This is a genomic window from Exiguobacterium sp. s22, from assembly GCF_018617455.1.
In the GTDB taxonomy this organism is placed as follows: domain Bacteria; phylum Bacillota; class Bacilli; order Exiguobacteriales; family Exiguobacteriaceae; genus Exiguobacterium.
On sequence record NZ_JACSKD010000011.1, the window covers coordinates 18,416 to 39,833 of the forward strand.

The 21,418-nt window shown below is 53.9% G+C and carries 29 protein-coding genes; 26 read left to right on the top strand and 3 right to left on the bottom strand.

What is annotated here, in order from left to right:
• Positions 1-49: 49 nt before the first annotated feature.
• The 26 genes from KNO94_RS13925 to KNO94_RS14050 all read left to right on the top strand — a co-directional run bounded on the left by KNO94_RS13925 (position 50) and on the right by KNO94_RS14050 (position 18,834).
• Positions 50-745, top strand: coding sequence for a scaffolding protein (locus tag KNO94_RS13925; protein ID WP_214780688.1), 696 nt, complete (start codon positions 50-52; stop codon positions 743-745).
• A 31-nt stretch (positions 746-776) separates the two neighbouring features.
• Complete coding sequence (locus tag KNO94_RS13930) at positions 777-1,862, top strand: SU10 major capsid protein (protein ID WP_483299178.1); 1,086 nt, start codon at positions 777-779, stop codon at positions 1,860-1,862.
• 17 nt (positions 1,863-1,879) lie between these two features.
• Positions 1,880-2,155: a hypothetical protein gene (locus tag KNO94_RS13935; RefSeq protein ID WP_214780692.1), complete on the top strand. Its 276-nt coding sequence runs from the start codon at positions 1,880-1,882 to the stop codon at positions 2,153-2,155.
• 5 nt (positions 2,156-2,160) lie between these two features.
• On the top strand, positions 2,161-2,550 hold the full coding sequence (locus KNO94_RS13940) for a hypothetical protein (RefSeq protein ID WP_214780694.1): 390 nt from the start codon (positions 2,161-2,163) through the stop codon (positions 2,548-2,550).
• Positions 2,551-2,561: 11 nt separating this feature from the next.
• On the top strand, positions 2,562-2,879 hold the full coding sequence (locus KNO94_RS13945; protein ID WP_214780696.1) for a hypothetical protein: 318 nt from the start codon (positions 2,562-2,564) through the stop codon (positions 2,877-2,879).
• Complete coding sequence (locus tag KNO94_RS13950; RefSeq protein WP_214780697.1) at positions 2,876-3,271, top strand: hypothetical protein; 396 nt, start codon at positions 2,876-2,878, stop codon at positions 3,269-3,271. The genes KNO94_RS13945 and KNO94_RS13950 overlap by 4 nt, the downstream gene beginning before the upstream one ends.
• A 5-nt stretch (positions 3,272-3,276) precedes the next feature.
• Positions 3,277-3,741: a hypothetical protein gene (locus tag KNO94_RS13955; RefSeq protein ID WP_214780699.1), complete on the top strand. Its 465-nt coding sequence runs from the start codon at positions 3,277-3,279 to the stop codon at positions 3,739-3,741.
• A 24-nt stretch (positions 3,742-3,765) separates the two neighbouring features.
• On the top strand, positions 3,766-4,818 hold the full coding sequence (locus KNO94_RS13960; protein ID WP_214780701.1) for a phage tail sheath subtilisin-like domain-containing protein: 1,053 nt from the start codon (positions 3,766-3,768) through the stop codon (positions 4,816-4,818).
• 13 nt (positions 4,819-4,831) lie between these two features.
• The gene (locus tag KNO94_RS13965) at positions 4,832-5,263 is read left to right on the top strand and encodes a phage tail tube protein (RefSeq protein ID WP_214780709.1); all 432 of its coding nucleotides are present in this window, start codon (positions 4,832-4,834) and stop codon (positions 5,261-5,263) included.
• Positions 5,264-5,347: 84 nt separating this feature from the next.
• Positions 5,348-5,734, top strand: a complete 387-nt coding sequence (locus tag KNO94_RS13970) for a phage tail assembly chaperone (protein WP_214780711.1) — start codon at positions 5,348-5,350, stop codon at positions 5,732-5,734.
• 256 nt (positions 5,735-5,990) lie between these two features.
• Positions 5,991-8,717 carry a phage tail tape measure protein gene (locus tag KNO94_RS13975; RefSeq protein WP_214780712.1) on the top strand — a complete coding sequence of 909 codons (2,727 nt, stop codon included), beginning with the start codon at positions 5,991-5,993 and terminating at the stop codon, positions 8,715-8,717.
• Positions 8,718-8,732: 15 nt separating this feature from the next.
• Positions 8,733-9,440, top strand: coding sequence for a LysM peptidoglycan-binding domain-containing protein (locus KNO94_RS15390; protein WP_214780714.1), 708 nt, complete (start codon positions 8,733-8,735; stop codon positions 9,438-9,440).
• Between the two features lie 11 nt (positions 9,441-9,451).
• Complete coding sequence (locus tag KNO94_RS13985) at positions 9,452-11,404, top strand: XkdQ/YqbQ family protein (RefSeq protein WP_483299177.1); 1,953 nt, start codon at positions 9,452-9,454, stop codon at positions 11,402-11,404.
• A gap of 11 nt (positions 11,405-11,415) precedes the next feature.
• Positions 11,416-11,757 carry a DUF2577 family protein gene (locus KNO94_RS15395; RefSeq protein ID WP_214780718.1) on the top strand — a complete coding sequence of 114 codons (342 nt, stop codon included), beginning with the start codon at positions 11,416-11,418 and terminating at the stop codon, positions 11,755-11,757.
• 1 nt (position 11,758) lies between these two features.
• Positions 11,759-12,190, top strand: coding sequence for a DUF2634 domain-containing protein (locus KNO94_RS13995; RefSeq protein ID WP_214780720.1), 432 nt, complete (start codon positions 11,759-11,761; stop codon positions 12,188-12,190).
• 1 nt (position 12,191) lies between these two features.
• Positions 12,192-13,277, top strand: coding sequence for a baseplate J/gp47 family protein (locus KNO94_RS14000; RefSeq protein WP_214780722.1), 1,086 nt, complete (start codon positions 12,192-12,194; stop codon positions 13,275-13,277).
• A complete protein-coding gene (locus KNO94_RS14005; protein WP_214780724.1) occupies positions 13,270-13,839 on the top strand; it encodes a putative phage tail protein in 570 nt (189 codons plus the stop codon). Before KNO94_RS14000 ends, KNO94_RS14005 begins: the two co-directional genes overlap by 8 nt.
• 35 nt (positions 13,840-13,874) lie before the next feature.
• Entirely contained in the window at positions 13,875-14,198 is a 324-nt protein-coding gene (locus KNO94_RS14010) for a hypothetical protein (RefSeq protein WP_214780726.1), read from the top strand.
• Position 14,199: 1 nt separating this feature from the next.
• Positions 14,200-16,134 carry a sialidase family protein gene (locus tag KNO94_RS14015; protein WP_214780728.1) on the top strand — a complete coding sequence of 645 codons (1,935 nt, stop codon included), beginning with the start codon at positions 14,200-14,202 and terminating at the stop codon, positions 16,132-16,134.
• A 12-nt stretch (positions 16,135-16,146) separates the two neighbouring features.
• Positions 16,147-16,536, top strand: a complete 390-nt coding sequence (locus KNO94_RS14020; RefSeq protein ID WP_214780729.1) for a hypothetical protein — start codon at positions 16,147-16,149, stop codon at positions 16,534-16,536.
• A 13-nt stretch (positions 16,537-16,549) separates the two neighbouring features.
• A complete protein-coding gene (locus KNO94_RS14025; protein ID WP_214780833.1) occupies positions 16,550-16,687 on the top strand; it encodes a CD1375 family protein in 138 nt (45 codons plus the stop codon).
• Between the two features lie 65 nt (positions 16,688-16,752).
• Positions 16,753-16,935 carry a CD1375 family protein gene (locus tag KNO94_RS14030; protein WP_251125991.1) on the top strand — a complete coding sequence of 61 codons (183 nt, stop codon included), beginning with the start codon at positions 16,753-16,755 and terminating at the stop codon, positions 16,933-16,935.
• Complete coding sequence (locus KNO94_RS14035; protein WP_214780733.1) at positions 16,935-17,186, top strand: hemolysin XhlA family protein; 252 nt, start codon at positions 16,935-16,937, stop codon at positions 17,184-17,186. Before KNO94_RS14030 ends, KNO94_RS14035 begins: the two co-directional genes overlap by 1 nt.
• A 75-nt stretch (positions 17,187-17,261) precedes the next feature.
• The gene (locus tag KNO94_RS14040; protein ID WP_214780735.1) at positions 17,262-18,323 is read left to right on the top strand and encodes an N-acetylmuramoyl-L-alanine amidase; all 1,062 of its coding nucleotides are present in this window, start codon (positions 17,262-17,264) and stop codon (positions 18,321-18,323) included.
• A 25-nt stretch (positions 18,324-18,348) separates the two neighbouring features.
• Complete coding sequence (locus tag KNO94_RS14045; RefSeq protein ID WP_214780737.1) at positions 18,349-18,558, top strand: phage holin; 210 nt, start codon at positions 18,349-18,351, stop codon at positions 18,556-18,558.
• 99 nt (positions 18,559-18,657) lie between these two features.
• The gene (locus KNO94_RS14050) at positions 18,658-18,834 is read left to right on the top strand and encodes a hypothetical protein (RefSeq protein ID WP_214780738.1); all 177 of its coding nucleotides are present in this window, start codon (positions 18,658-18,660) and stop codon (positions 18,832-18,834) included.
• Between the two features lie 392 nt (positions 18,835-19,226).
• On the opposite strand, the gene KNO94_RS14055 is transcribed toward KNO94_RS14050, so the two are convergent.
• From KNO94_RS14055 to KNO94_RS14065, 3 genes are all read right to left on the bottom strand, one after another.
• A complete protein-coding gene (locus KNO94_RS14055) occupies positions 19,227-19,781 on the bottom strand; it encodes a hypothetical protein (RefSeq protein ID WP_214780740.1) in 555 nt (184 codons plus the stop codon).
• Between the two features lie 73 nt (positions 19,782-19,854).
• Positions 19,855-20,145 carry a hypothetical protein gene (locus tag KNO94_RS14060; protein WP_214780742.1) on the bottom strand — a complete coding sequence of 97 codons (291 nt, stop codon included), beginning with the start codon at positions 20,143-20,145 and terminating at the stop codon, positions 19,855-19,857.
• A 3-nt stretch (positions 20,146-20,148) separates the two neighbouring features.
• The gene (locus KNO94_RS14065) at positions 20,149-21,192 is read right to left on the bottom strand and encodes a ParM/StbA family protein (RefSeq protein WP_214780744.1); all 1,044 of its coding nucleotides are present in this window, start codon (positions 21,190-21,192) and stop codon (positions 20,149-20,151) included.
• Between the last annotated feature and the right edge of the window lie 226 nt (positions 21,193-21,418).

The following is a 21,418-nucleotide window of genomic DNA, read 5'->3' on the forward strand; positions in this document are numbered from 1 at the left end:
AACTGCGCTGGCAAACAATAGTCGACGGACTCTAAGCGGAGGTAACGATATGGAACAACAACCACAAGCGCAATCACTCGAAACACCCGATACACAGGCAACGGTAGAGTCAACGCAAGTCCCGCAAGCAGGGGAACCGGCGGAAACACCTGCACCGCCAAAGACGTTCACGCAAGAGGAACTGGACGGTATCTTGAAAGACCGCCTAGATCGTGAACGTAAGAAGTACGCGGACTACGACGACAAGGTCGCCAAGTTAGCGGAGTTGGAGAAGGCGGAAGAGGAACGCCGGCTCGCGTCATTAGGCGAAGTCGAACGTGCCCAAGAAGAAATCGCCAAGAAAGCGCAAGAAGCCGAAGAATTACGCCAACGCCTCGCAGCCATCGAAGGTGAGCGTGAGGAAGAACGTAAGCTGGCGGCATTTAAATCATTGGCATCAAGCGCGGAATACGGATTGAGCGCAGACCGCATCGAAGCAGCCATCAAACTTGCGGATATGTCGCAACTACAGAAAACCGATGCAGGATATGACGCAAATGACGTAATGAAAACGCTTGTTGACAAATATCCGTTTTTAACGGCGCAAGCCGCTGCACAACCTATCGGCAAACCTTTGGCGCAAACACAAGAAGTGGTAGCGGATAAACGCTCACTACTCGAAAAGTTGGCGGAGAAGGCGCGTCTAACAGGTCGTACAGAAGACAAAATCGCCTATGCAAAAGCAAAGCGCGAACTCGGAAACTAATTTAACCCTATGGAGGTAAACATCTATGTCAATGTATAACTCAAAATTAATCGTCGGTGCTGTTGAGTCTGTAACTGATGAGGTACTATTGCTAGACCCACACCAAACACCACTTCTCTCATTACTTGGTTTCTCTGAACCAATTGCAAACGTTGAGCATGCGTGGTTCGAAGATGAGATGTTCTCAGATGCTTCAACAGTTGCTGGAGCCAAGCTTGATAGTGACACAAGTATCACAGTTGCTGACGCAGAACCATTCCGTATCGGTCAGGTAATCCAAATCGGAGAAGAATTGTTGCTTGTGTCGGCAGTAGACGTGTTGTCTAAAACACTAACAGTTTCGCGTGGTTACGCTAATACGACCCCTACCGCTGTAGCTGACGGCGCAAAGATTTCCGTTCAGTTCAACGAGGGCCATGAGGGGATTGACGCTCGCGGCGGACGGAGTAAAAAGCGCGCACGCAAATCAAATATCACACAGATCTTCGACGAAACAGTAGAGGTAACAGGTACAGCAGTCGCAGTCGCCCAGCATGGAATTGATGACCTTTACGAGTACGAAAAACAGAAAAAACAGAAAGAACTTGCTTTACAACTTGAAAAAGCCCTCATCGGCGGTATCAAGTACGAAGATGGTGTCATCCGACAAATGGACGGTATTCGTTCAGTCATTAAAACTAACGTCGCGAATGCAGGCAATGCCGCCCTTTCGTACGAGATGATTAATGATCAGTTGCAAAAAATCTACGAAGCTGGCGGTATGGAGACCGGCGCAAACCATGTAGTCTTAGTCGGTGCGAAGCAGAAACGTAAGATCTCAGGATTCGATGCTTCTAAAGTACAACTTGCGCGTGAAGACCAGAAGCGCGGGACAATTGTTGATGTTATCGTATCTGATTTTGGCGAAGTTCCTGTCGCACTCAACAACAACTTAGCGCCTGATGAACTTTTAATTATCGATTTGGAGCGCATTAAAATCCGCCCGTTACAAAACCGTTCGTTCTTCCATGAGTTCCTTGGTAAAAAGGGCGACTACATGCAGGGGCAAATCGTTGGTGAATACACGTTAGAAATGCACCAAGAAAAAGCGCACGCACGCATCAAAGGATTGTCTTAATAAGGAGGTAGCGGTATATGGCGAAGTTTGAAAGCCGATACCGCTCACTTTCTTTTTACGTAGACGGTGAGCGGTACGAATTCAGAGATGGGTTCTTTGAGACGGACGACCCGAAGGTATCATTTGCGTTGAGTCAGTTGATTGACGTCAACCGCACCAAGGCGGACGACGCGCCAGCCGAAGCGCCAATCCACGAAAAGGTGGAAAAGGCGGTTGAAGCGGAGCAAGAGCTTGCACCAGCGCCAGCCAAACCAAAGGCGCCATCACGTCGTAAAGCTAGCACGAAGGAGTGACGCTTATGTTCCCGTTTGACGAGGCGCAAGGTGACGCATATGTCGGTGGTTTCGTTGCTGACCCGGAAGAGTATTTGTCGCTTGAGTCCGCTAGCAAACAACGATACTGCAATATCGCCAACCGTACGCTCACGTCAAAATACGGGGGCTACGTGATTCCGGCGGACGCAGTGTACGACTTTGCTTCGGTCTTGGCTACGGTATACAGCGATCAGAACAAGTTGGCGCAACAGGGCGTCACCCAATTCAGTTTGAGCGGCAGTATCGGTATCTCGTTCAAAAACGGTAAACAGGAGTTGGCTGACTTAGTGCCGCGTCATATCGCGGATTTGATTAGCGACGCCAACCCCGACCTACCGAAAGTGGACGGACGTATCAAGCCGACCGTATTGTGAGGTGACGACAAATGGCGTTAATCCCGTTAAAGCAAACAGTGTTACAGGTCACGGCAAGTGGCGAAGATGATTACGGATACCCCGTCGAATCACCGCCAATCCTGCTGAAGTGTCGGTTTGACGAGCGTTCTGACGTCGTACGGACGCCAAATGGCGACGAGGTGACGACACTGGGGCGCTTCCACTTCGACAAGGCGGTACAGGTCACATATGGCGACACACTACGATATACGGACGACTTCGGCAACACGACGGATTACCAACCGAAACTCATCGCACCAATTCGCGGTTTGAACGGTAAGCGCGTGTTATTGCGGGTGGACGTATGAGCGTACAGTTTCGCATGAAAGGTACTGAGCGATTGGTTGCGGCATTACAACGGACGCCGATGGCTTTCGACCGTGGCGCCAAAGCCGGTATCGACCAAGTGCTCGACGATTGGCGGTTAGAGGCGGTAAACGTGGCACCGTACGACACCGGTACGCTACAGAAGAACATCGCTGTGATCAACGCAGAAGGCAACTTCCCCGGAGAAGTCAGCGGTAGCGTGACGGCAAACGCGGTAAAAGGCGGGTTCAACTACGCCTACTTCATTCACGAAGAATCAAAACACGCCGTCACAGGTGAGCCGGAGTTCTTACGGGTCCCATATGAGCAACAACAGGCACGTTGGCAACGCATGATTGAGCGCGCGATTGAGCGCGAAGTAGGAGGGTGGTGACGTAAGTGGCGGAAACCAATACAGCAACGGAGTTGGCAGGGTTGAAGACGTTCCTTGCGTCGGCACTTCCGGCAGGCGCCAAGACGGTGCTCAATCAATGGCCGAAGGAGCCGGTCGAGAAAACGTTGGTCATCCGCAGTATGCCGGACGACTACAGCCAAATCGCAACCGATGTCATACAGGTGGTCAAGCAGTATCAAATCTTGTACGTCGACAAGCGGATTGACACGGTAAAGGGTGTGACGGATGTCATGAAGATGCGCCTATCACGCCAACCAGACATCCCGCTAGACGACGCAACCAAGCTCATCGGGCGCATTGACGGTATCGCCGGAGGGCAACCGTTCAAGACGGAGCAATCCACAGCGCTCGATGGCGACTATTTCACATTACGGCTGACGACGTTCACAGCGTATTCAGACGAAGCATACGAAACGATCAAGGGCGTCGCACTCACGGCGCCTTTTTAATATGACTAATTAGGAGGGTGACGCATGTCATTCACAAACTACGATAAGGGGCGTCCGGGCGTATTCTTCACGTTCGCAGAGATCGCGCAGGAACGCTTGGCACCGGTAGACGGCTTCGTCGCGATTCTGTCGACGGAATACGCAGCACCGGCAACCGCAGGCAATACGTACCTGTTCGAATCACGCACGGCGGCGGCTGACGGACTCGGCGCCACATCAGAAGCATACAAGACGGTCAAACGCGCATTTGACGGCGGGGCAACCCGCGCAGTCGTGCGTACACTTCCGGCGACACCGCTCGTCACAGACTATGAGGCAGCACAGGCGGCACTATTGACGGAGTTCTTCGAGGCGGTCGCGTTCGACCACATCCCGGACACTGCGGCATTGGCGTCGATGGTCGCTTGGGTACAAGAACAGCGCGAAGAGAACGAAAACTACACGTTCCTCGTACTTGGCGGGGACGCGACACGTGACGCTGACCCCGATTTGGGCGTAGCTGCGGCGTTGTTGCACCAAGACGAATTTATCGTCAACCTCGTCAATGCGCCGAAATACGCAGACGAGACGTTGACCAGCGCACAACAGGCAGCGAAGGTCGCAGGTCAATTGGCGTCATTGTCGTTGGCTGACTCACTGACGTACACGACGGAAGACGGCGCAATCGACGTCAACAAGCGTTTGGCTCCGGCTGACGTGAAGGCGGTATTGGCCGCAGGCGGTTACGCTTACGAGTTCAATGGCGCAATCGTCCGCAGTATCCGTGGCATCACGACAGCCAAGACGAAAATCCGCAAGTCGTTGCTCAAGCAGGTTATGGTGGCGGACATCAAGGGCGAGGTCGAGCGCAACTGGATTGGCAAGAAGCCGAACGGTCCGAACGAACGCTTGGCGCTCAAAGGTGTATTGGCTTCGTACATCAACGCCTATGTGACGGCAGGTATCGTCGACGCGGCATACACGATTGACGTCGTGAAACCGGCTGGCACTGCTGACGACCAATTGGCGGTCACAATCATGGTCAAATTCGTGGATTCGATGGAAGAGGTTTACGTCTCCGTCGGCTTCACTCAATAAGGAGGGCACTTAGATGGCTAATGGGTTCACGCCTGTATTTGGTAACTACGGAAGTGCGTATCTTAACGGTCGAAAGGTGCTCGGCCTGAAAAGCTTCGAGTTGAACCAGTCGAACAACTATACGGACTTCCCGATCACTGGCACGCTCACTCCCGGTAAGAAATACGCGGGATACGAGTTATCAGGGTCGATGGGGCTTTACTTCATGGATTCGGAGTTCAAACGAACACTTGCAACGGCGCAGGATTTCGACACACCACCGCCTGTATTCGAAGATTTACTCGTCAGCGTCGAGGACCCGTCGAAGGGCAAGATTGCGGTACGTCTGATTAACGTTCAGTTCACGGACCTCACAATCATCGCTTTCGAAGCTGGGTCGCTCATGGAGGACGAATTCGAGTTCACAGTCGAGCGGTATGAAATTCTACCTGCCGACGAAGTTTGACGCTAATTACGCAAAGGGCGCTTAATGGCGCCCTCTTACTTATATCGCTACGACACTAAACACAAACATACGGAGGTCACACACATGGCTAAGAAAACGAAACTCGAACTGTTGCTCGGCATGAAACCGGTAGGCAACCGCGACATCTACCCATCACAGCGCTTCAAGGACGCAGGCGCGGCAATCACAATCCGCCCGATCACGGACGAAGAGTTCAAGGCGGCGCAGAACTTGGCAACTGATACAAGCGGCGAGATGGACGAAACGGTCGCATCATTGGCGTTGATTGAGAAGGCGTTGGTCGAGCCGACTGTCGACGAGTTGCGGGAAGCTACCGGTGCTTTGACGAATGACGCAGCACTCCGCAACCAGTTCCTACTCGGTGAACGCGCGAAAATCTCGTCAGAAATCCTCTCGTTGAGCGGGCTTGACATGTCGTTCAACGCAGCGGTCGATGAAGCAAAAAAATAATCGAGGACGAGGACCCGCTGGCGCTGATTTGTCATGGCGCCTATCAACGGTTCGGCGTCCTACCGTCACAGATCATGGCGCTACCTGAGCGTGAGCAGGCGTTTCTGTTGGCTAGCGACTTGGTGGCGGCAGAACACGCAGAGAAAGCGCAGAAAGCAAACAAGACCCGCAAATGACGGTCGTCTCTTGACTTTGCGTTTCCGTGGATTGACGGGGCGCAACGTAAACGGACGACCGGAAAGGGTGTGACAAACATATGATGCAGTTACAGGGCGTTATCTCGATGAAAGACGCCTTCTCGCGCCCGATGAAACAGGCGACGAACGCAATGGGCGACTTTCAGCAGCAGATGAAGTATACAACGGATTCCACCGGTAGGCTCCGTGATGCAAACGGACGATTCGTAAAAGGCGGTAAAGCGGTCACCTCGACATTCGGCGGGATGACGGCGGCTGCCGGAGGGTTCGCAGGCATTGCGGCAGGGCTGCCTACGGCGCTTGCGGGAATCGGCGCAGGTATGGCGGCACTTGGCACGATCAACTTGGCGGCAGACTTCGAATCACAGCTGTCGACCGTTAAAGCGTTGACTGGTGCGAGTGGCGAAGAAATGAAGCAGATGACGGACTTGGCGTTAGAGCTTGGCGCAAAAACGAAATACTCCGCTTTGGAAGCGGCACAGGGCATGGAAGAGTTGTTAAAAGCGGGACTCTCGCCAGCGACGGTACAAGCCGGTGGACTCGAAGCCGCGTTAAACCTCGCCACAGCCGGTGGTTTGGAGTTGGCGGACTCAGCGGAAATCATGTCGACAGCGATGAACGCATTTAAGTCGGACGGCTTGGAGGCGTCAGAAGTCGCCAACACGTTAGCAGGCGCGGCCAACGCATCTGCGACGTCAGTAGGCGAGCTGAAATTCGGACTGTCGATGGTATCGGCGGTAGCCAGCGGACTAGGTGTCAGCTTCAAAGACACGAACACCGCATTGGCGGTATTTGCCCAGAACGGTCTTAAAGGCAGCGATGCCGGTACCTCGCTCAAAACGATGTTGATGAACTTGTCGCCAGCCACCAACGCCGCTCACGAACAGATGATGGACCTCGGTATCGTGACGGAAGATGGCGCCAACAAGTTCTACGACGCGCAAGGCAACATGAAGTCGATGGCGGAAGTTGCCGGTTTGCTTCAAGACTCGTTGTCGGGTCTGAACGCCGAGCAACGGACCAACGCTCTCCGTACGATGTTTGGCGCTGATGCGATTCGTGCCGGTAACATCTTGTACAAAGAGGGCGCTGACGGTATCAAGAATATGTACGATGAGATGTCGAAAGTAACGGCACTCGACGTAGCAAAAGAAAAGATGAACAACGCACAAGGCGCCATCGAGCAATTCAAAGGCGCGCTTGAAACGATGCAGATTGTTCTCGGTACGGCGGCACTACCCGCGATCAAGAACATGGCGACGTGGATGGCGAACTTGTTGGAGTCGTTCCAGCAGGGCGGCGCAATGGACGGATTCACCGCTGCAATCAAAGCGGTAGCTGACGGACTCTATGCGCTACGTGTACCGCTAGGCATCGCAGCACTCGTCACAGCGGTCACACTCGCAATCAGCGGTTTGTCGATGGTCATCGGAGTCATTGCGTCACCTATCGGCTTGGTTGTCGGCGCGATTGCGCTACTCGGCTGGGGCTTCGTCACGGCGTACAAACAGTCGGAAGGTTTCCGCAATGCGATGGGCGCGGTAGCCACTGCGGTCAAGGGCGTATTCGAGTTGTTCAAAGGAAACACCGGCAGTGGCGTCCAGTTGTTGAATTCGCTCGGACTGTCGAGTGAGACGATCACGAAAATCATGACTGCGGTACGTGTCGTCAAGGAGACGGTGACGAACACTTGGACCGGAATCAAAGAATTCGTGATGGGGCTCGTCGGGCAAGTCAAATCCTACATGGAGACGGATGGAGCGCAGTTGTTTGATGCCGTGAAGAACGCGGCAACGTTATTAGGCGCTGCATTTAAACTAGTGTTCCCAATCGTGAAATGGCTTGTAATCGGAACATTCGACGCCATTAAAAACGTCATTCAGGGTGCGTTCACGTTCATTATGGGCGCTGTCAAAGTGTTCACCGGTCTTTTCACTGGCGACTTCGGCAAGATGTGGGAAGGCATCAAACAGATGTTCTTCGGCGCAATCCAATTTGTGTGGGGCTACGTCAACTTGCTGTTTGTCGGTCGAATTTTGAAGGCCGGTAAAGCGTTGTTCACAGGACTCAAGGCGGCGGTATCAGGCGGTTGGAAGAGCATCGTCAGCTTCTTCAAAGGCGGAATCAATGACGCAGGTACGTACGTATGGAACGGCTTCGGAAGGATCAAGAAGTTCTTCGGTGACGGGCTGTCTGCGGCCAAGACGAAAGCCTTCGAGGGGATGTCGAAAATCAAGAAGACCATCGGTGACAAATTTGACGACGTGACCAAGAACGTATCGGATTGGGCGGGCAAGCTCCCGGACAAAATCTACGACGCGTTCGCAGGCGCAGTTAAAACGCTCACGAACATCGGTGCGCTGGTATGGGACCAAATCAAAGATACGCTCCCTTCGATTAGCGACGTCAAAGACTATGTGACCGGCTTCTTCGGAGGTGGCGGTGAGGAAGCGTCAAGTGGCGGAGGCGGCGGGGCCAAGTCGCACGCGAGCGGAGCTTACCGTATCCCACGCAACGGCTACATGTCCAAGCTACACGGCGGTGAGGCGGTATTGACCGCACCACAGGCGCAACTACTGCGCAACACGGGCGTCTTACAGCGTTCGAACGGGAACTTGGCGACAGTCGACCCGTATGCGGCGTCAGCAGGCGCAGCGGGCGGCGGTGGTAACGTCACAAACAACATCACCGTACGCATCGAACGCATGGACGCAAACAGCGAACAGGACGTCAACGCGCTTATGAATAAGATGGCGGACGCCATGTCACGTGCGGTAAACAGCTAAGGAGGCGACAAATACGTGAACATCACGATCTATGAGATGGGATTTTCGAAACAGGCGGACGGTGGGCGCTATTTGGCGCTTCCCGTGCCACCGGAAACAATCGAACAATCCGCCGGGTTGAGTTTCGCTGACACCGAAGTCTTGGGTGTTGGCGAGGTCACGCGGTTCGGTAAACGGAGACAGCGGCGTATCCCGTTGTCTTTTTTATGGCCCAAACATTACAACCCGACAATCTGCGTAAGGCGACCGCACGTCACGCCGTATGTCGCAGAAGGGCGCTTGAAGAAGTGGGCGGAGGACGACCAACCGGTCAAGGTTGCGTTCTCCCATGCGCCACTCAACGGTTTGTACACTTTGCGCGACTTGGTGATTGAGCGCGACCGTCCGGGGCATCCCGGCGACTTGTGGGTATCGTGCGAGTTGGTCGAATATGTGCCGATACGTGTCGTCAAACGTGGCGCATCGAAAGCTAGCGCCAACAAGCCGAAGACGAGCACACGTAAGCCTGTCGCCAAGAAAACGCCTACGACGTATGTGGTCAAGTCGAACGATAGTCTGTCGATGATTGCGAAAAAGGTGTGGGGCGAAGGTGGTAAAAAGTACTACGAAGCCATTTGGTACGCAAACCGCGCCTTGTTGACGCAATACCAACGGGCACGCGGCGCTCGTAACAAATACACGATCTACGCCGGTATGAAACTGAAAATACCTAAGAAACCATAGGAGGTGCGGACATGCCCGCAGACAATTCGATAGTGGCGCCACGTCCGCGCATCTCCGTCCTATACAAATACGACGGCAACACGTATGACATCTCGGACATCGTAGAGAGCGTCAACTGGAGCGGTAATGTGAGCGAGGTATCACGCAAACTGGACTTGTCGGTAGTTATCACCAAAACGCAGAACACGATTCATTTCGTACCACGCGAGGGCGGTATCGTCTATTTGATGGCGAACGACTCCGAGATGTTTCGGGGCGTGATCGCAAACGTCGACCGTACCGGAGAGGGCAAGGCGTCCGTATCCGCTAACGACATGAACTGGTATTTGGCGCAGAACACGGTGGACTACACGGCCAAGAACAAGACGGCGACTCAGGTCATCAAGGAGCTGTGCGCCAAGTACGGTGTCTCTGTCGGTAGTTTGGCGGACACTAAGTTCGTGTTCAAGCGATTGGTGTTCTTGAAGAAGACGATCAGCGAGATATTCAAGACAGTCATCTACGAGACGTGGCGCCAATCCAACCGCCGATTCGCGCTCGAAAACACGAAGGGCAAGTTGGCGTTGGTGGCGATACAGCCGCAGAAGGTGCAGTTGGAGGTGTCGCGCGGGTTGAACCTGTTGGCGGCGTCCACGAAAACGTCGATTGAGCAGACCCGTACGCAGGTCTATCTGACTGGCGGTGACGACGAATATCGTGCGGCATCCAAGAAGATTAACGCCACAGCGACAGATACGGCAGGTGTACGCAAATACGGACTCATGCGCCATGCCGAGCACTTGTCGAACGCCACATCACGCGGACAGTTGGAAACGACCGCTAAAGCCATTTTGAGCAAGATGAATGAGCCGGAATGGTCCGGTGAGGTCACGTTTGTCGGAGATTTGACGGTGCGCGCGGGGCGTGTGCTTTGGGTCGATGACGTCGTGACCGGCTTGTCAAACAGCTATTGGGTGACGGCAGATACGCACTCCATCGACGCAAGTGGTAATCACACGACGCAGGCGGTATTGTCGCGGACGTTAGCACCGGAGAAAGCGGTATACGAGGAACCCGACACCTCCCGCCCGAACGAAGGTGGCGACGGTAGTACGGTCAAAGGGAATCCGCTGACACCGGGCATTTCGATGAACTGGACGTCAGGCTTCGTAGCGACCGCATACAATCCAGCACTCGGCGGTATTAACGGTAATGGTGACGGCTTGGTCGCCACAGGTCCGAAGTTCAGCGTCGGGCGGAGCTTGGCGGTAGACCCACGCACAATCCCTTACGGTAGTGTTGTGTTCGTCAAGGTTCCGGGTTATCCGAAAGCGAACGGCATTTACTTGGCGGAGGACACGGGTGGCGCGATCAAAGGCAAACGCTTGGACGTCGGTTGGTACAAGACCGATTGCAAGAACTTCGGTAAGCGCGATGCACAAGTCGTCATCTTAGAGCGCGGTTACGGTCCTGCGGATGCACGCGCAAAAGCCGCCAAATGGTCGACAATCGAGCGCAAGTGGCGGAACAAGCTGCAGGCGAAACCATCAACGCCAACCAACGTTTCTAGCGGCAGTCTGTCGACTAAGCGGACACAAGTAGTCAATGCGGCACGTAGCAAGGTCGGCAAGTTGCGGTACAGGCTAGGTGGCGGTAACCCACTGTTGTCCGGCAGTAACATCGGGGACTGTAGCGACTTTACGCAATGGGCATTCAAACAGGTTGGCATCTCGACACCGAACTACAGCCCGACGATTTGGCAACGGTATAAGCGCATCAGCGCCAGCCAAGTTCGTCCGGGTGATGTCGTCGTATTTACGGGAACCATCGCAGGACGACCGAGTGGCACGCCGTCCCACGTAGGCATCATCAGCGGAGACAACCGCATGATCAACCTGCAAAGCTACGGCTGTAAGGAAGAAGCGTATCGCACCGGATACTGGGGCAAGTATTTGCTCGGATACGTGCGCATCATAAACGACTAGGCGGTGAGTGTGTGAACGAAAGAAATACAGGCGCGCATAACTTCATTTCATTAATCCGTTCAGCGACGAAAGAGCGTCCGTTAGGCGTACACATCGCCTCTGTCGTAGATGTTGCACCAATCAAGTTGGTGGCCAACGACATGGACGTTGAACTGGACGGAAGTGACGCCATCATCAACCCTGATTTGTTGGAACGCGTCGAATACGGACAAATCACGATAGAGGGCGGTACGACGCAAAACATGACGATGACGTTAGACAGTCGCCTCAACATCGGTGACGAGGTGCTTGTCATCAGCAATACCGATACGGCGGACTTTTACGTCGTGGCGAAAATGACGGGAGGTGGCTGATATGCCGTTTTTCGACGAACAAAACACGGACATTACGTTGGATACCGTACAGGGCGATACCGATCTGCCTTCCGGTTATTCTACGCAATCATTCAAGATTGATTTCGAGAACGGGAGGATTCTGTCGCAACTGACGGACCTGCCGGAAACGGTGCGCCAACAGGCGGCCATTGCGATCATGACGGAACGTGGCGTACACACCGTATTAGGTGACGACTTTGGTGCACAAATCCGTGAAACTATCGCCGCTGCGCCTACCCGTGAGGTGGCGGCATTGGAGATTGACGAGGATATACGGGACGCGCTAGTCGACGACCTACGCATCAGCGACGTCACAAACATCATGGTTGAGCGCGTGGGCGAAGACAAGGCGCAGGTATACGTAGAAATTGATGTGGACGGTGAATTGGTTACCGTCGAGCAGGAGGTGTGAGATGAGTACTTACTACGATATTAACGAATCATTGTTTGACCAGATCATGGACGCCATGCTCGACCGGCTACCGTTAGAAATCGACCGTAGCGTCGGTGGTCCCGCATATACGTTGTTGGCGCCAGTCGCCGCAGAGATGGAAAAGCTGTATCAAGATTTGGACGCCATTGAACAGGCGTCTTTTTTAATTGACGCAGACGGCATGTTGAGCGCTTATGGCACGTATGTCGACCGTAGGGTCAACGAATTCGGCGTCCAACGTAAACCCGGCGGTACCTCAACGGCGACACTAAGTGTCAGCGCGAGCCGTGACGTCGTGTTACCGATTGGTACGCAATTCAGTACAAGCGACGAGATTCCGGTGTTCTTCGAAACATTGCAGGAGTATACGGCCAGCAGCACGCCGACCAACGTTGAAGTTGCGTCTGTATTGGCGGATTTTACGTCAAATGTCGAAGCAAATAGCATCACGCAGGCTGTCGGTGACTTGAGCGCCGTGATCACGGTACACTCGTCGACTGCGGCAACCGGCGCTTTCCCCGAAGAGGATGACGTGACGTTAGTGGGGCGCTTCCTCGACAACCAACGCCGTCAATCGACAAGCGGGAATACGGCGCACTATATCGAGTGGGCGACAGACGTCGCGGGCATCGCCAAAGCGCGAGTAACACCTATTTGGAATGGTCCGGGCACTGTCAAGGTCACGCTGATCGGCGCAGATGGCGGTGAGCCTACGCCAACCAAAGTCACGGAAGTGGCGGACTACATCGAAACCCAGCGCCCAATCGGTGCCAATGTGACGGTAGTGCCCGCCGACAGCCTACCAATTAATGTCACCGCCACTGTGACGCTCATGTCGTCAGCTGACGTGGTTATGGTCAAAGCGGAATTCGAACGGGCACTTGCGGAGTATTTCATTGACGTGGATAGCGGAGACAGCGTGACGCCTACGCGTGTCGGCGGTTTACTGGTCGGTTTGGCGGATGTCATCGACTACGGTGGCTTGACGCTTAACGGCGGTACTGCGCCTATCACGCTGACCGGCGACCATGTGGCGACCATCGGGACGGTGACGCTAAATGTCTAACACAGTGACGCGCGACGACTTGTTGGCGTACATTCAGCCGTTTTGGGCGGAAATCACGGAAGCGTGCGAGGTGTTGGCGGTCGATGCCGCCGAGCTGACGCAAGCTGACGGTTTCTTGCAGTCCGTTATCGACAACCTGTTCGTGATGACCGCTGACCACAGTCTGACGAAATGGGAACGCATTTTCGAGTTGGACGTTAAACCGGAAGATAGTTTGACCCAGCGCCGTGAGCGTATTTCTGCGCGACTACGGGCGCAAGGTACCGTGACCAAGCAGTCCATCGAAAATGTGGCGGCTGCCTTTTCAGGCGGGGAAGTCGACGTCATTGAAGATTTCGCCAACTGCAGCGTCACAGTCAAGTTTGTCGGGACGTTCGGTGTTCCCGCAGATTTAGAATCGCTGACCGCAGTCTTGCGCGACACATTGCCTGCGCACATTGCGTTCGCTTACGCCTACACGTATATGACGTGGGCACAGCTAGACGCGAAAAATTACGTGTGGGACGCAATCGACGGGCAAGCAGTGACGTGGGACGACGTAGACAACGGGGCGCTCGCTTGACGGCGCCTACTTACTTAACTAGGAGGTAACGCAATATGCCGACATACTCGACAAAGCTAAACTTGCCGAAGCCTTTAGGCAACGAAAACTTTACGCGGGCCAAATATAACGAACTGATCGACGCCATTGATGCGAAGGCAGGGGCAACAAGCGGATTGGCACAACTCGGAGCCGACGGCAAGGTCCCGCCTACCCAACTGCCGACCCTCGCCTCGACCGCCACCGACATCACCGTGACGGACACCGCCAACTACTACACGTCGACCAACGTCGAGGGTGCGCTGTCCGAACTCGGGCAGACGCTCAACGGCACACGCGCCAACCTCGTCGCCACCGCACAAGCGTTAGGGGTGATGTGAGATGCCGGTGATTAACAATGCAACGGTAGCGAGCGGTACAGGGCTATCCACGGCAGGGAACGGCGGACGGAAGTTGGTGCGGTTGGCAGACGGGAGTTTATGGAGTGTAACGAGGACAACAAGTTCGGTGTCACTTTATAAAAGCGTAAATGACGGCACAAGTTGGTCGTTTGTTGAAACGTATTCAAGTTCATCTTTACAAGATGCTTCTTTAGCCACCGACAGAGAGCGTGTATATCTATTAGTTAACGCAAATAGTTCTAACGTAAGATATTTAGCATACAACGCAAGCGGAGTTCGACTGTTTCTTGCTGATGTAGACCCCTTACAATCCGCACTCGGCAACGTCTCCCTCGCCATCAACGAAGCCGGAACGGAACTCCACGCCGCTTGGTCGTCGAAGAACAGCACGTACCCGAACTCGTTCAACATCCGTTACGCCAAAGGGACAATCAACCCAGACGGCTCGGTGACGTGGGGTGCGGTGGAGCAGGTGACGAAGATTAATTTCAGCAATGTTGTGATGTCCGGTGGAGTGGCTATTGCCTTAGATAAAACCGCTACTCCCACAATTTTCTGGGCGGATACGAATTTGTCTTTTTCGGGAACGAACGGTACAGAAGGTTCATACGCAAATACGACCGGATATCGTACCTTACATGTTGTGAAGCGAGATAAGACATTATTATCGCAATCAGCATTAATTGATAACGCTTGGTCTGTAAAAGACATCAGTTCAAACAACACTAGTTCTGCACAATCCTCCCCGTCCGCACTCTTCGTCCCTGCCGCCATCAACGGACTCGCAAACGGTCGTCTCTGGGTCGCATGGCACGGCAAGGACGCGACAGACAGTGCCAAGTTTAACGTGCGTGTCAGCTACTCGGATGACGGCGGAGTCACTTGGTCAACGCCTGTCAAGCTGACGAGCGGCAACACGTTCGATTGCCAAAACGTCTCCCTCAGCGCGGACAAGACGGGCAAGGTGTTCGCCCTGTACGAGAGTCATCAGTGGGCGCCGGACATCGGTATCCGCATGAAGACGTACAACGGATCGTGGGGAACGGAAGTCGGCGTCGCCACCGCAAGTACGGCAGAGCAATACCCGTCATCCCTCGTCGATTACAGCCTGATGATGACGACGCCACCGACGGTCTACACGGACACGACGGAGGGCATCAAGTTCAGCGGTAACTTCAACGTGGGGGCAAGCGTATCTCCTGCATCCGGCGCACTCGGCAACAAGGAGACAGCGGCACTCACCGCGTATACCGTCACACCCGAAGCGGGAAGCACCGTCACGCAGATTGTCGAGAAGGTCAACGGAGTCACCGTCAACACATTTAACAACCCCGCGAGTCTATCACGCACGCTGACGGTTCCGACCGCCACATGGGACACCCTCGCATACTTCGCCACCCACACGGCGAGTATCACGGTAACGGATTCGAACGGGGCGACAACGGTGACGACGTACAACTTCGACAAGCGCTTGGCGACAGGCGCGAGTCTGCTGGAGGCGACGAAAGCAAATACGGACGCCAAGAACCGCATCAGCACGAAACGGGACGCGCTCGCCGCGCAGGTCGGATTGTCCGCAGGGGCAACGTTTGACGCGATTAGCGCACAGTTGGCGAGTGGTGCGTTTAAAAAGTTTCAATCCGGTTCAGGGAGAACGACGACTCATAATACGAATTATACGAAGGACACCGTTAATGGTGTTGCTTTCACTCCTTCTCTTGTCGTTATTATAAAAGTTGGTGTATACACCGGAACCGCCATCTTGCAAACGGTAGAAACAAGCAAGCCCGGGTGGTATTCGGACGGTAATACCTCTTCATTCGACTCCTACCGGTTCATTACAGGTGGCTCGTTTGGATTCTTTATAACAGGAGCGAATGCAACTGATTACATTTGGTTGGCATATGGAAACTAAGGAGGTGTCACCATGCCGAAAATTAACGGTAAAATTTACTACAATAACGTGACGGGCAACGTCCTGCTCGTCGTCAACCAGAACGAGGGCGTGTGGCTACGCGAGACGACGTTCGCCGAGGATGTGGCGACGTACCCGCAACTCAAAGAGGTGGCGAGCAACGTCATCAGCGTCATCCGTCTCGCGTGGGATCAATACAAGGCGGACTTCGCCGTGTCGCGTCCGGTCAAGGTGGTGGACGGCAAGCTGACGTGGGTGCCGCTCGATGCGCCGGAGACGCCTGCCGAGGACAAGCCGTTCAGCGAGAGGGTGGCGGAGTTGGAGGCGGAAAATACGCAACTGCGGAGTGAGCTGATGATGGCGCTCGATGCGGTTGCTTTTTTGTATGAAATGAATCTATGACGGAGGGATTGCGGTGAATGAACTCGACTTACGGATGGTTGACGTATATGTGGCGTTGATTGTCGCCAACAGGCGTCAACTATCGGACGTGCCCGCACACTTGCAAGCTGCGGTACAAGCCAAACTAGAAGCTCCGGTGGATGGCGCATGACTAGCGCACTCCGCCGTTTAGCTATACAAATCGGAATTTCGCTAATTAAAAAAGGAGGCAACGCCATGATCATGGTAGACGTTTATGTGGCACTAATTGTTGGAGGACGACGCAATATCACGCAGGTACCGGTACATTTGCAGGCTGACGTATTGGCGGCACTGGCGGCAATCGGATTAGACGGGTACGGCAAACCGCTACCTGTCGAGCCACCTACCGAACCTACTGAGCCGGGCGCTGATGCGTAATGGACCAGCAGTGGATTGACTTTATCGAGCGGATGACGCGGATTGAAACGAAGCTGGACGTACTGGCAAACGTTAAGGACACCGCAGACAAGGCGCAAGCAGACGCCACCCGCGCCAACCACCGCCTCGACGACATGGCCCGCAGGCTCGAAGAACTGAGCGCCAACACACAGGGTATCGTAGCCCGCGCTTGGACGCTAGCCAGCCCTGTGATCACGGGGATTGTCGTGTGGTGGATTACAACGAAGTGACGCAGTTATTACGCAAATTACGCAAAGACGCTTTCGGGCGTCTTTTTGCGTGTTTTAAACGAAAGGGGCGGTAAGATGCCGAAATACGAAATCAAGCAGAAGCTAATTCCGGTGAACAAGTACACGCGACCGGGGCAGAAACTACAACGCGTGTCAGGCGTGACTATACATTGGACCGCAAATTTGAACGAAGGTGCCGATGATGTCGCTCACTATCGCTATTTCAGCGGTCATGCGATTGCTTCACAAACCTACGCCTCAGCGCACTATTTCGTCGACCACGATTCAGCGCTACAAATCATTCCTGACGGTGAGATGGCGTACCACGTAGGTGCCCGCAATTACCGCACACAACGCTTAGGTAGCTATCCGAACAACTGCACGATTGGTGTCGAGACCTGCGTCAACTACAAAGGCGCCAAGTTTGACGCCGCACTTGACCGGTCAGCGTGGTTGTGCGCCCTCCTGCTCAAAAAGCACGGACTCGGCATTGACGACTTGTACCGCCACTACGATGTCACTGGTAAGGACTGCCCGAAGTATTTTGTGACTGATTCGACTGCGCGTCAGTTCGGATTCAAAGACGCAGACTCCGCTTGGTCCGGCTTCAAGGCGACAGTCAAGCGTTATATGGCGCAAGGGACGTCAGCACCAGCCAAACCTACGCCACAAAAACCGTCGTCTAAACCGCAAGTACAGCCTGCCGGTCAAGTCGGTATCGGGCGTGCCGAGATCATTGCCAGTGCGCTGAACTTGCGTGACAAGCCGAGCTTGGACGGTAAGGTGCTCAAGACGCTAAAAGGCGGTAGCAACTACAACGTGTATGAGGTCAAAGGCGACTGGTACCGCTTGTCGGGCAACGGTTGGGCGTCAGCTGGCTCAAAAGGCGATTTACTGCGGTACACTCCGCACCCAAAGCCTGATGCGCCTGCCCGCGTCAAAGTGGTCTACAAAGGGCGCGAAGGGGTCGCAGTACGTGCAGAGGCGGACTTCTCGGCACCTGCCGAACAATACGTCAAGTACGGTGAGGTCTTCACCGTCGACAGTATCGTCAAATCCCGGCAAGGCACGAACATGTACAAGCTCAAGTCCGGCTTGTTCGTCACCGCCGTTGATTCATACATGCGTGAGGTTTAACTAATTCGATGGGAGCGTGTTACACATGAAACTAGATATGAGCGCAAGACTCCGTAGCAAACCGTTCTTGGTGGCGTTAGCGTCGTTGCTCGGCATGATCGCTGTCGACGTCTTTCAGATTGATTTGGCGGATTGGGAGCGGTATGTGGACGCCGTGCTGTACGCCTTGATTCTCGGCGGAGTGGTCATCGACCCTTCGACACCGGGCGCCAGTGACAAGCCTGCCGATAAATAAAAATGCGCAGGTTACGTATTTTACGTTTAATTGCGTAATAGACGTGGTACAATGTAGTTAAGGGGCGCGACACCCCCGAACAACAAGCAATGAGCAATTTTGAAGTGGGCGATTAAGACGTTCCAGCGTCTTAGCCAAGAAATGGAAGCGATGGATTGCATATTTCGGTATGTGGGCATCGCGAGTACCCGGTCGAGTTGGTTGCCAGACAACTTTGGCCAATCTGTATGTGTCTGCAAGCATATACAGATGCGCGTAGTTGCAGATGCGCGCTGAACTACGACGATTTGCGACAGCGTTGAGTTTCTTGTCCACACAGTTCGGTCACTCTGCCAGAGTAGGACTTAAAACGAACTGTAATAGTGTCGATTACGTTTTGGGAGACCCGTAATCAAACATCCCTCACATGCATTGCGCTTGTGGGGGTAATTTGTATCAGGAGGGTGTGGTTTTAAAGTGAAAACTTCAAAACAAAAAGAAAAGTTACAAGATCAAGTTGTTAGACTCTTACGTGAACGTGGTCTTACTAATGTGGAGCGTGTGACGGTGCCGGATAACCGAACAAAACTAAAACAAAGATATGGTCTCGTTGTAAAATAATACACACAAAGCAGCCCGCCGGTCTACGTGACTAGCGGGCTTTTTTCGTTTACATAGGTGTGCTGTCGTTACTTGCGGAATTTAGGATTATCCGCACACAGGCCGACTTCGCGCTGTTTGCCGTATTTGCCTTCTTTGACAGGCGTGATCATGCAGTAATACTCGGCAGCAGTCGTCTTAAACTTACTGGCGGGGTAGGTGTAGGAGACGCTAAAATACGGAGTCTGCTTGCCCGGCTTGAGCGTGTACGTTTTGAGTCCGTCACTGAACGACTTATACGGCTTCATCGTGTAAATCACCTTGCCGTCACGGTACGCATACAACACCGAATTCGCGGCATATACCGTTTGATTAAACGCCTTGCTGACGTTCTTGACGCGAAGTGTCGTCATCACAAGTACGTGGTTCGGCAACTCCGCTGGCCTTACGACCAAATCGGTAGAGTACGGGTAGTAGTATTGCGAGTTCCGCGAGTTGATCGTCGTCTTTCCGCGGTCAAGCGTTATCCACGTTTCTTTGGCGCTGACCGGTTTTGGTGCGGACGTAAGCGTTGCACCGGTTGTGACGGTCAGAGCGCCCACTACGCCAACTACCGCCAATTTCCGTAAAATTTGGTTTGTCATTGTAAAACACCTCCTACCGGTAGTATACCCGGCAAGAGGCGTAAAGGTTTCGCTTATTCGAATTTCACGTCAATCAGAATTCCCACTCGTCAAAGTCGTTGACCGGCGTCTCTGACAACTCTTCTCCGGCTTTCGCCACCTCGACTTCCACCGGCACCTCCACGACCTTTTCGACCACTTCGTAAATCACGCCACCGTCGCGCTTGGCACGTATGGCTTCGCGCACCCACGCCGACTTCTCTGACCGCTCCAGCCCGTCCAACAGCGCTATGATGTCCGCATCGTCCTCTTTGTGCAGGGTGAGCAGGAAGCGGGTGAACTGCGCTTTCTTGTCGGGTGGTAGCGCCTTTCTACCGCGAGCCATCGGTTACTTGCCCGCTTGTGCCGCTTGCTTGGCTAGGAGCGTTTCCCCGTAGATTTGGAACCCGCGCAAGTTGGCTTTGTCCGCATCAGCGATGACTTGGGCGCCTTCCAAGCGTTTGGCTAACGCCTTGCCGACAACGTGAGCACCACCGCCAGCCAAGTAGATGGCGTCGAACTTCGAGACGTCCGGCCATTCCATGTTGATTTCCGCCACCAATTTCTGAACATAACGGTTGATTGCCATGTTGACGATATCCTCGACGTCTACCGTGATCATCAACGTTGGACGGAATGTTCCGTCGTATTTCGAGTCTGTCAACAAGCGTTCAATGTCGCGGACTGTCGGACGTACGCTAGGGTTCTCGCGGGTGACGGTGTTGGCGATTTCCTTGTATACCGACAACATCCCTTCGTTAAACGTGAAGCTATCGCCATGCTGACGCTTCATCTTCAAATACCCGTCAGCCACCGCCGTACCGCTACCGATGTCAATGACGCCCACATACGCCTGCTTCAACTCACTGCGTTTCTGTTCGTAGATTGGCACAAACAGCGCACCTACCGTCTGTGGCAGCACGTGTACGGCTTTTACTTTGACGATGATGTCCTGCCCGTCGCGGTTGACGAGGTGTGACCCCATGAGCGCCGATTCAAGCTGTGCCTGCGCCTTCGTGCCGTATTCAGCGGAAGGTACGCCAGTGACGACCATTACTTCTACGGTGTCACCGAAGTCTGACGCAAGTTCCGCCAAGATCATTGACGTCAGCAGGCGGTAAGGTTCCGCCGTGTAGCGGTCGTCTAGCGTGTAGCTGTTGATGAGCGCTTTACCGTGTACCGCGTCCACCAACCCTTCGCCCCATGCGTATTTGTGTCCGCGTTGTTCCGCAGATTCATAAATGTGGACGTCGGCAGGCAGGTTGGCGCCGTTGAACACGTCAGCGCCCAAAGCGTCAGCGAACGCGTAGGCGGATTTGGCGGTGAGTTGGCGCTTGCTTGACTTGGCTTTTACTTGGCCGTTTCCGTGGTCGATTACAAACATTTCTTGCATATTCTAATTCCTCCCAATTATCGTGTTATATGATAAAACCCACGCAGTTGATGGCGTGGGTGTGTTGCTGGTATTTGGCTTATATGTGGTAAAGATTCAATAGTGGTATTCTTATCCATGTTTGCCGTCGTGTCTCTTCGCGCGTATGCGCCTATGCGTAGGTGCTACAACTAACTTCCCGCTCATGTCCGCCCGTGTCTCTTCGCGCGTATGCGCCTATGCGTAG

Excerpts from the sequence above, each read along its gene's own strand:
- KNO94_RS13925 (WP_214780688.1), top strand. The coding sequence starts at position 50 with ATGGAACAACAACCACAAGCGCAATCACTCGAAACACCCGATACACAG.
- KNO94_RS13930 (WP_483299178.1), top strand. The coding sequence starts at position 777 with ATGTATAACTCAAAATTAATCGTCGGTGCTGTTGAGTCTGTAACTGAT.
- KNO94_RS13935 (WP_214780692.1), top strand. The coding sequence starts at position 1,880 with ATGGCGAAGTTTGAAAGCCGATACCGCTCACTTTCTTTTTACGTAGAC.
- KNO94_RS13940 (WP_214780694.1), top strand. The coding sequence starts at position 2,161 with ATGTTCCCGTTTGACGAGGCGCAAGGTGACGCATATGTCGGTGGTTTC.
- KNO94_RS13945 (WP_214780696.1), top strand. The coding sequence starts at position 2,562 with ATGGCGTTAATCCCGTTAAAGCAAACAGTGTTACAGGTCACGGCAAGT.
- KNO94_RS13950 (WP_214780697.1), top strand. The coding sequence starts at position 2,876 with ATGAGCGTACAGTTTCGCATGAAAGGTACTGAGCGATTGGTTGCGGCA.
- KNO94_RS13960 (WP_214780701.1), top strand. The coding sequence starts at position 3,766 with ATGTCATTCACAAACTACGATAAGGGGCGTCCGGGCGTATTCTTCACG.
- KNO94_RS13965 (WP_214780709.1), top strand. The coding sequence starts at position 4,832 with ATGGCTAATGGGTTCACGCCTGTATTTGGTAACTACGGAAGTGCGTAT.
- KNO94_RS13970 (WP_214780711.1), top strand. The coding sequence starts at position 5,348 with ATGGCTAAGAAAACGAAACTCGAACTGTTGCTCGGCATGAAACCGGTA.
- KNO94_RS13975 (WP_214780712.1), top strand. The coding sequence starts at position 5,991 with ATGATGCAGTTACAGGGCGTTATCTCGATGAAAGACGCCTTCTCGCGC.
- KNO94_RS13985 (WP_483299177.1), top strand. The coding sequence starts at position 9,452 with ATGCCCGCAGACAATTCGATAGTGGCGCCACGTCCGCGCATCTCCGTC.
- KNO94_RS13995 (WP_214780720.1), top strand. The coding sequence starts at position 11,759 with ATGCCGTTTTTCGACGAACAAAACACGGACATTACGTTGGATACCGTA.
- KNO94_RS14000 (WP_214780722.1), top strand. The coding sequence starts at position 12,192 with ATGAGTACTTACTACGATATTAACGAATCATTGTTTGACCAGATCATG.
- KNO94_RS14005 (WP_214780724.1), top strand. The coding sequence starts at position 13,270 with ATGTCTAACACAGTGACGCGCGACGACTTGTTGGCGTACATTCAGCCG.
- KNO94_RS14010 (WP_214780726.1), top strand. The coding sequence starts at position 13,875 with ATGCCGACATACTCGACAAAGCTAAACTTGCCGAAGCCTTTAGGCAAC.
- KNO94_RS14015 (WP_214780728.1), top strand. The coding sequence starts at position 14,200 with ATGCCGGTGATTAACAATGCAACGGTAGCGAGCGGTACAGGGCTATCC.
- KNO94_RS14020 (WP_214780729.1), top strand. The coding sequence starts at position 16,147 with ATGCCGAAAATTAACGGTAAAATTTACTACAATAACGTGACGGGCAAC.
- KNO94_RS14030 (WP_251125991.1), top strand. The coding sequence starts at position 16,753 with ATGATCATGGTAGACGTTTATGTGGCACTAATTGTTGGAGGACGACGC.
- KNO94_RS14035 (WP_214780733.1), top strand. The coding sequence starts at position 16,935 with ATGGACCAGCAGTGGATTGACTTTATCGAGCGGATGACGCGGATTGAA.
- KNO94_RS14040 (WP_214780735.1), top strand. The coding sequence starts at position 17,262 with ATGCCGAAATACGAAATCAAGCAGAAGCTAATTCCGGTGAACAAGTAC.
- KNO94_RS14045 (WP_214780737.1), top strand. The coding sequence starts at position 18,349 with ATGAAACTAGATATGAGCGCAAGACTCCGTAGCAAACCGTTCTTGGTG.
- KNO94_RS14055 (WP_214780740.1), bottom strand. The coding sequence starts at position 19,781 with ATGACAAACCAAATTTTACGGAAATTGGCGGTAGTTGGCGTAGTGGGC.
- KNO94_RS14060 (WP_214780742.1), bottom strand. The coding sequence starts at position 20,145 with ATGGCTCGCGGTAGAAAGGCGCTACCACCCGACAAGAAAGCGCAGTTC.
- KNO94_RS14065 (WP_214780744.1), bottom strand. The coding sequence starts at position 21,192 with ATGCAAGAAATGTTTGTAATCGACCACGGAAACGGCCAAGTAAAAGCC.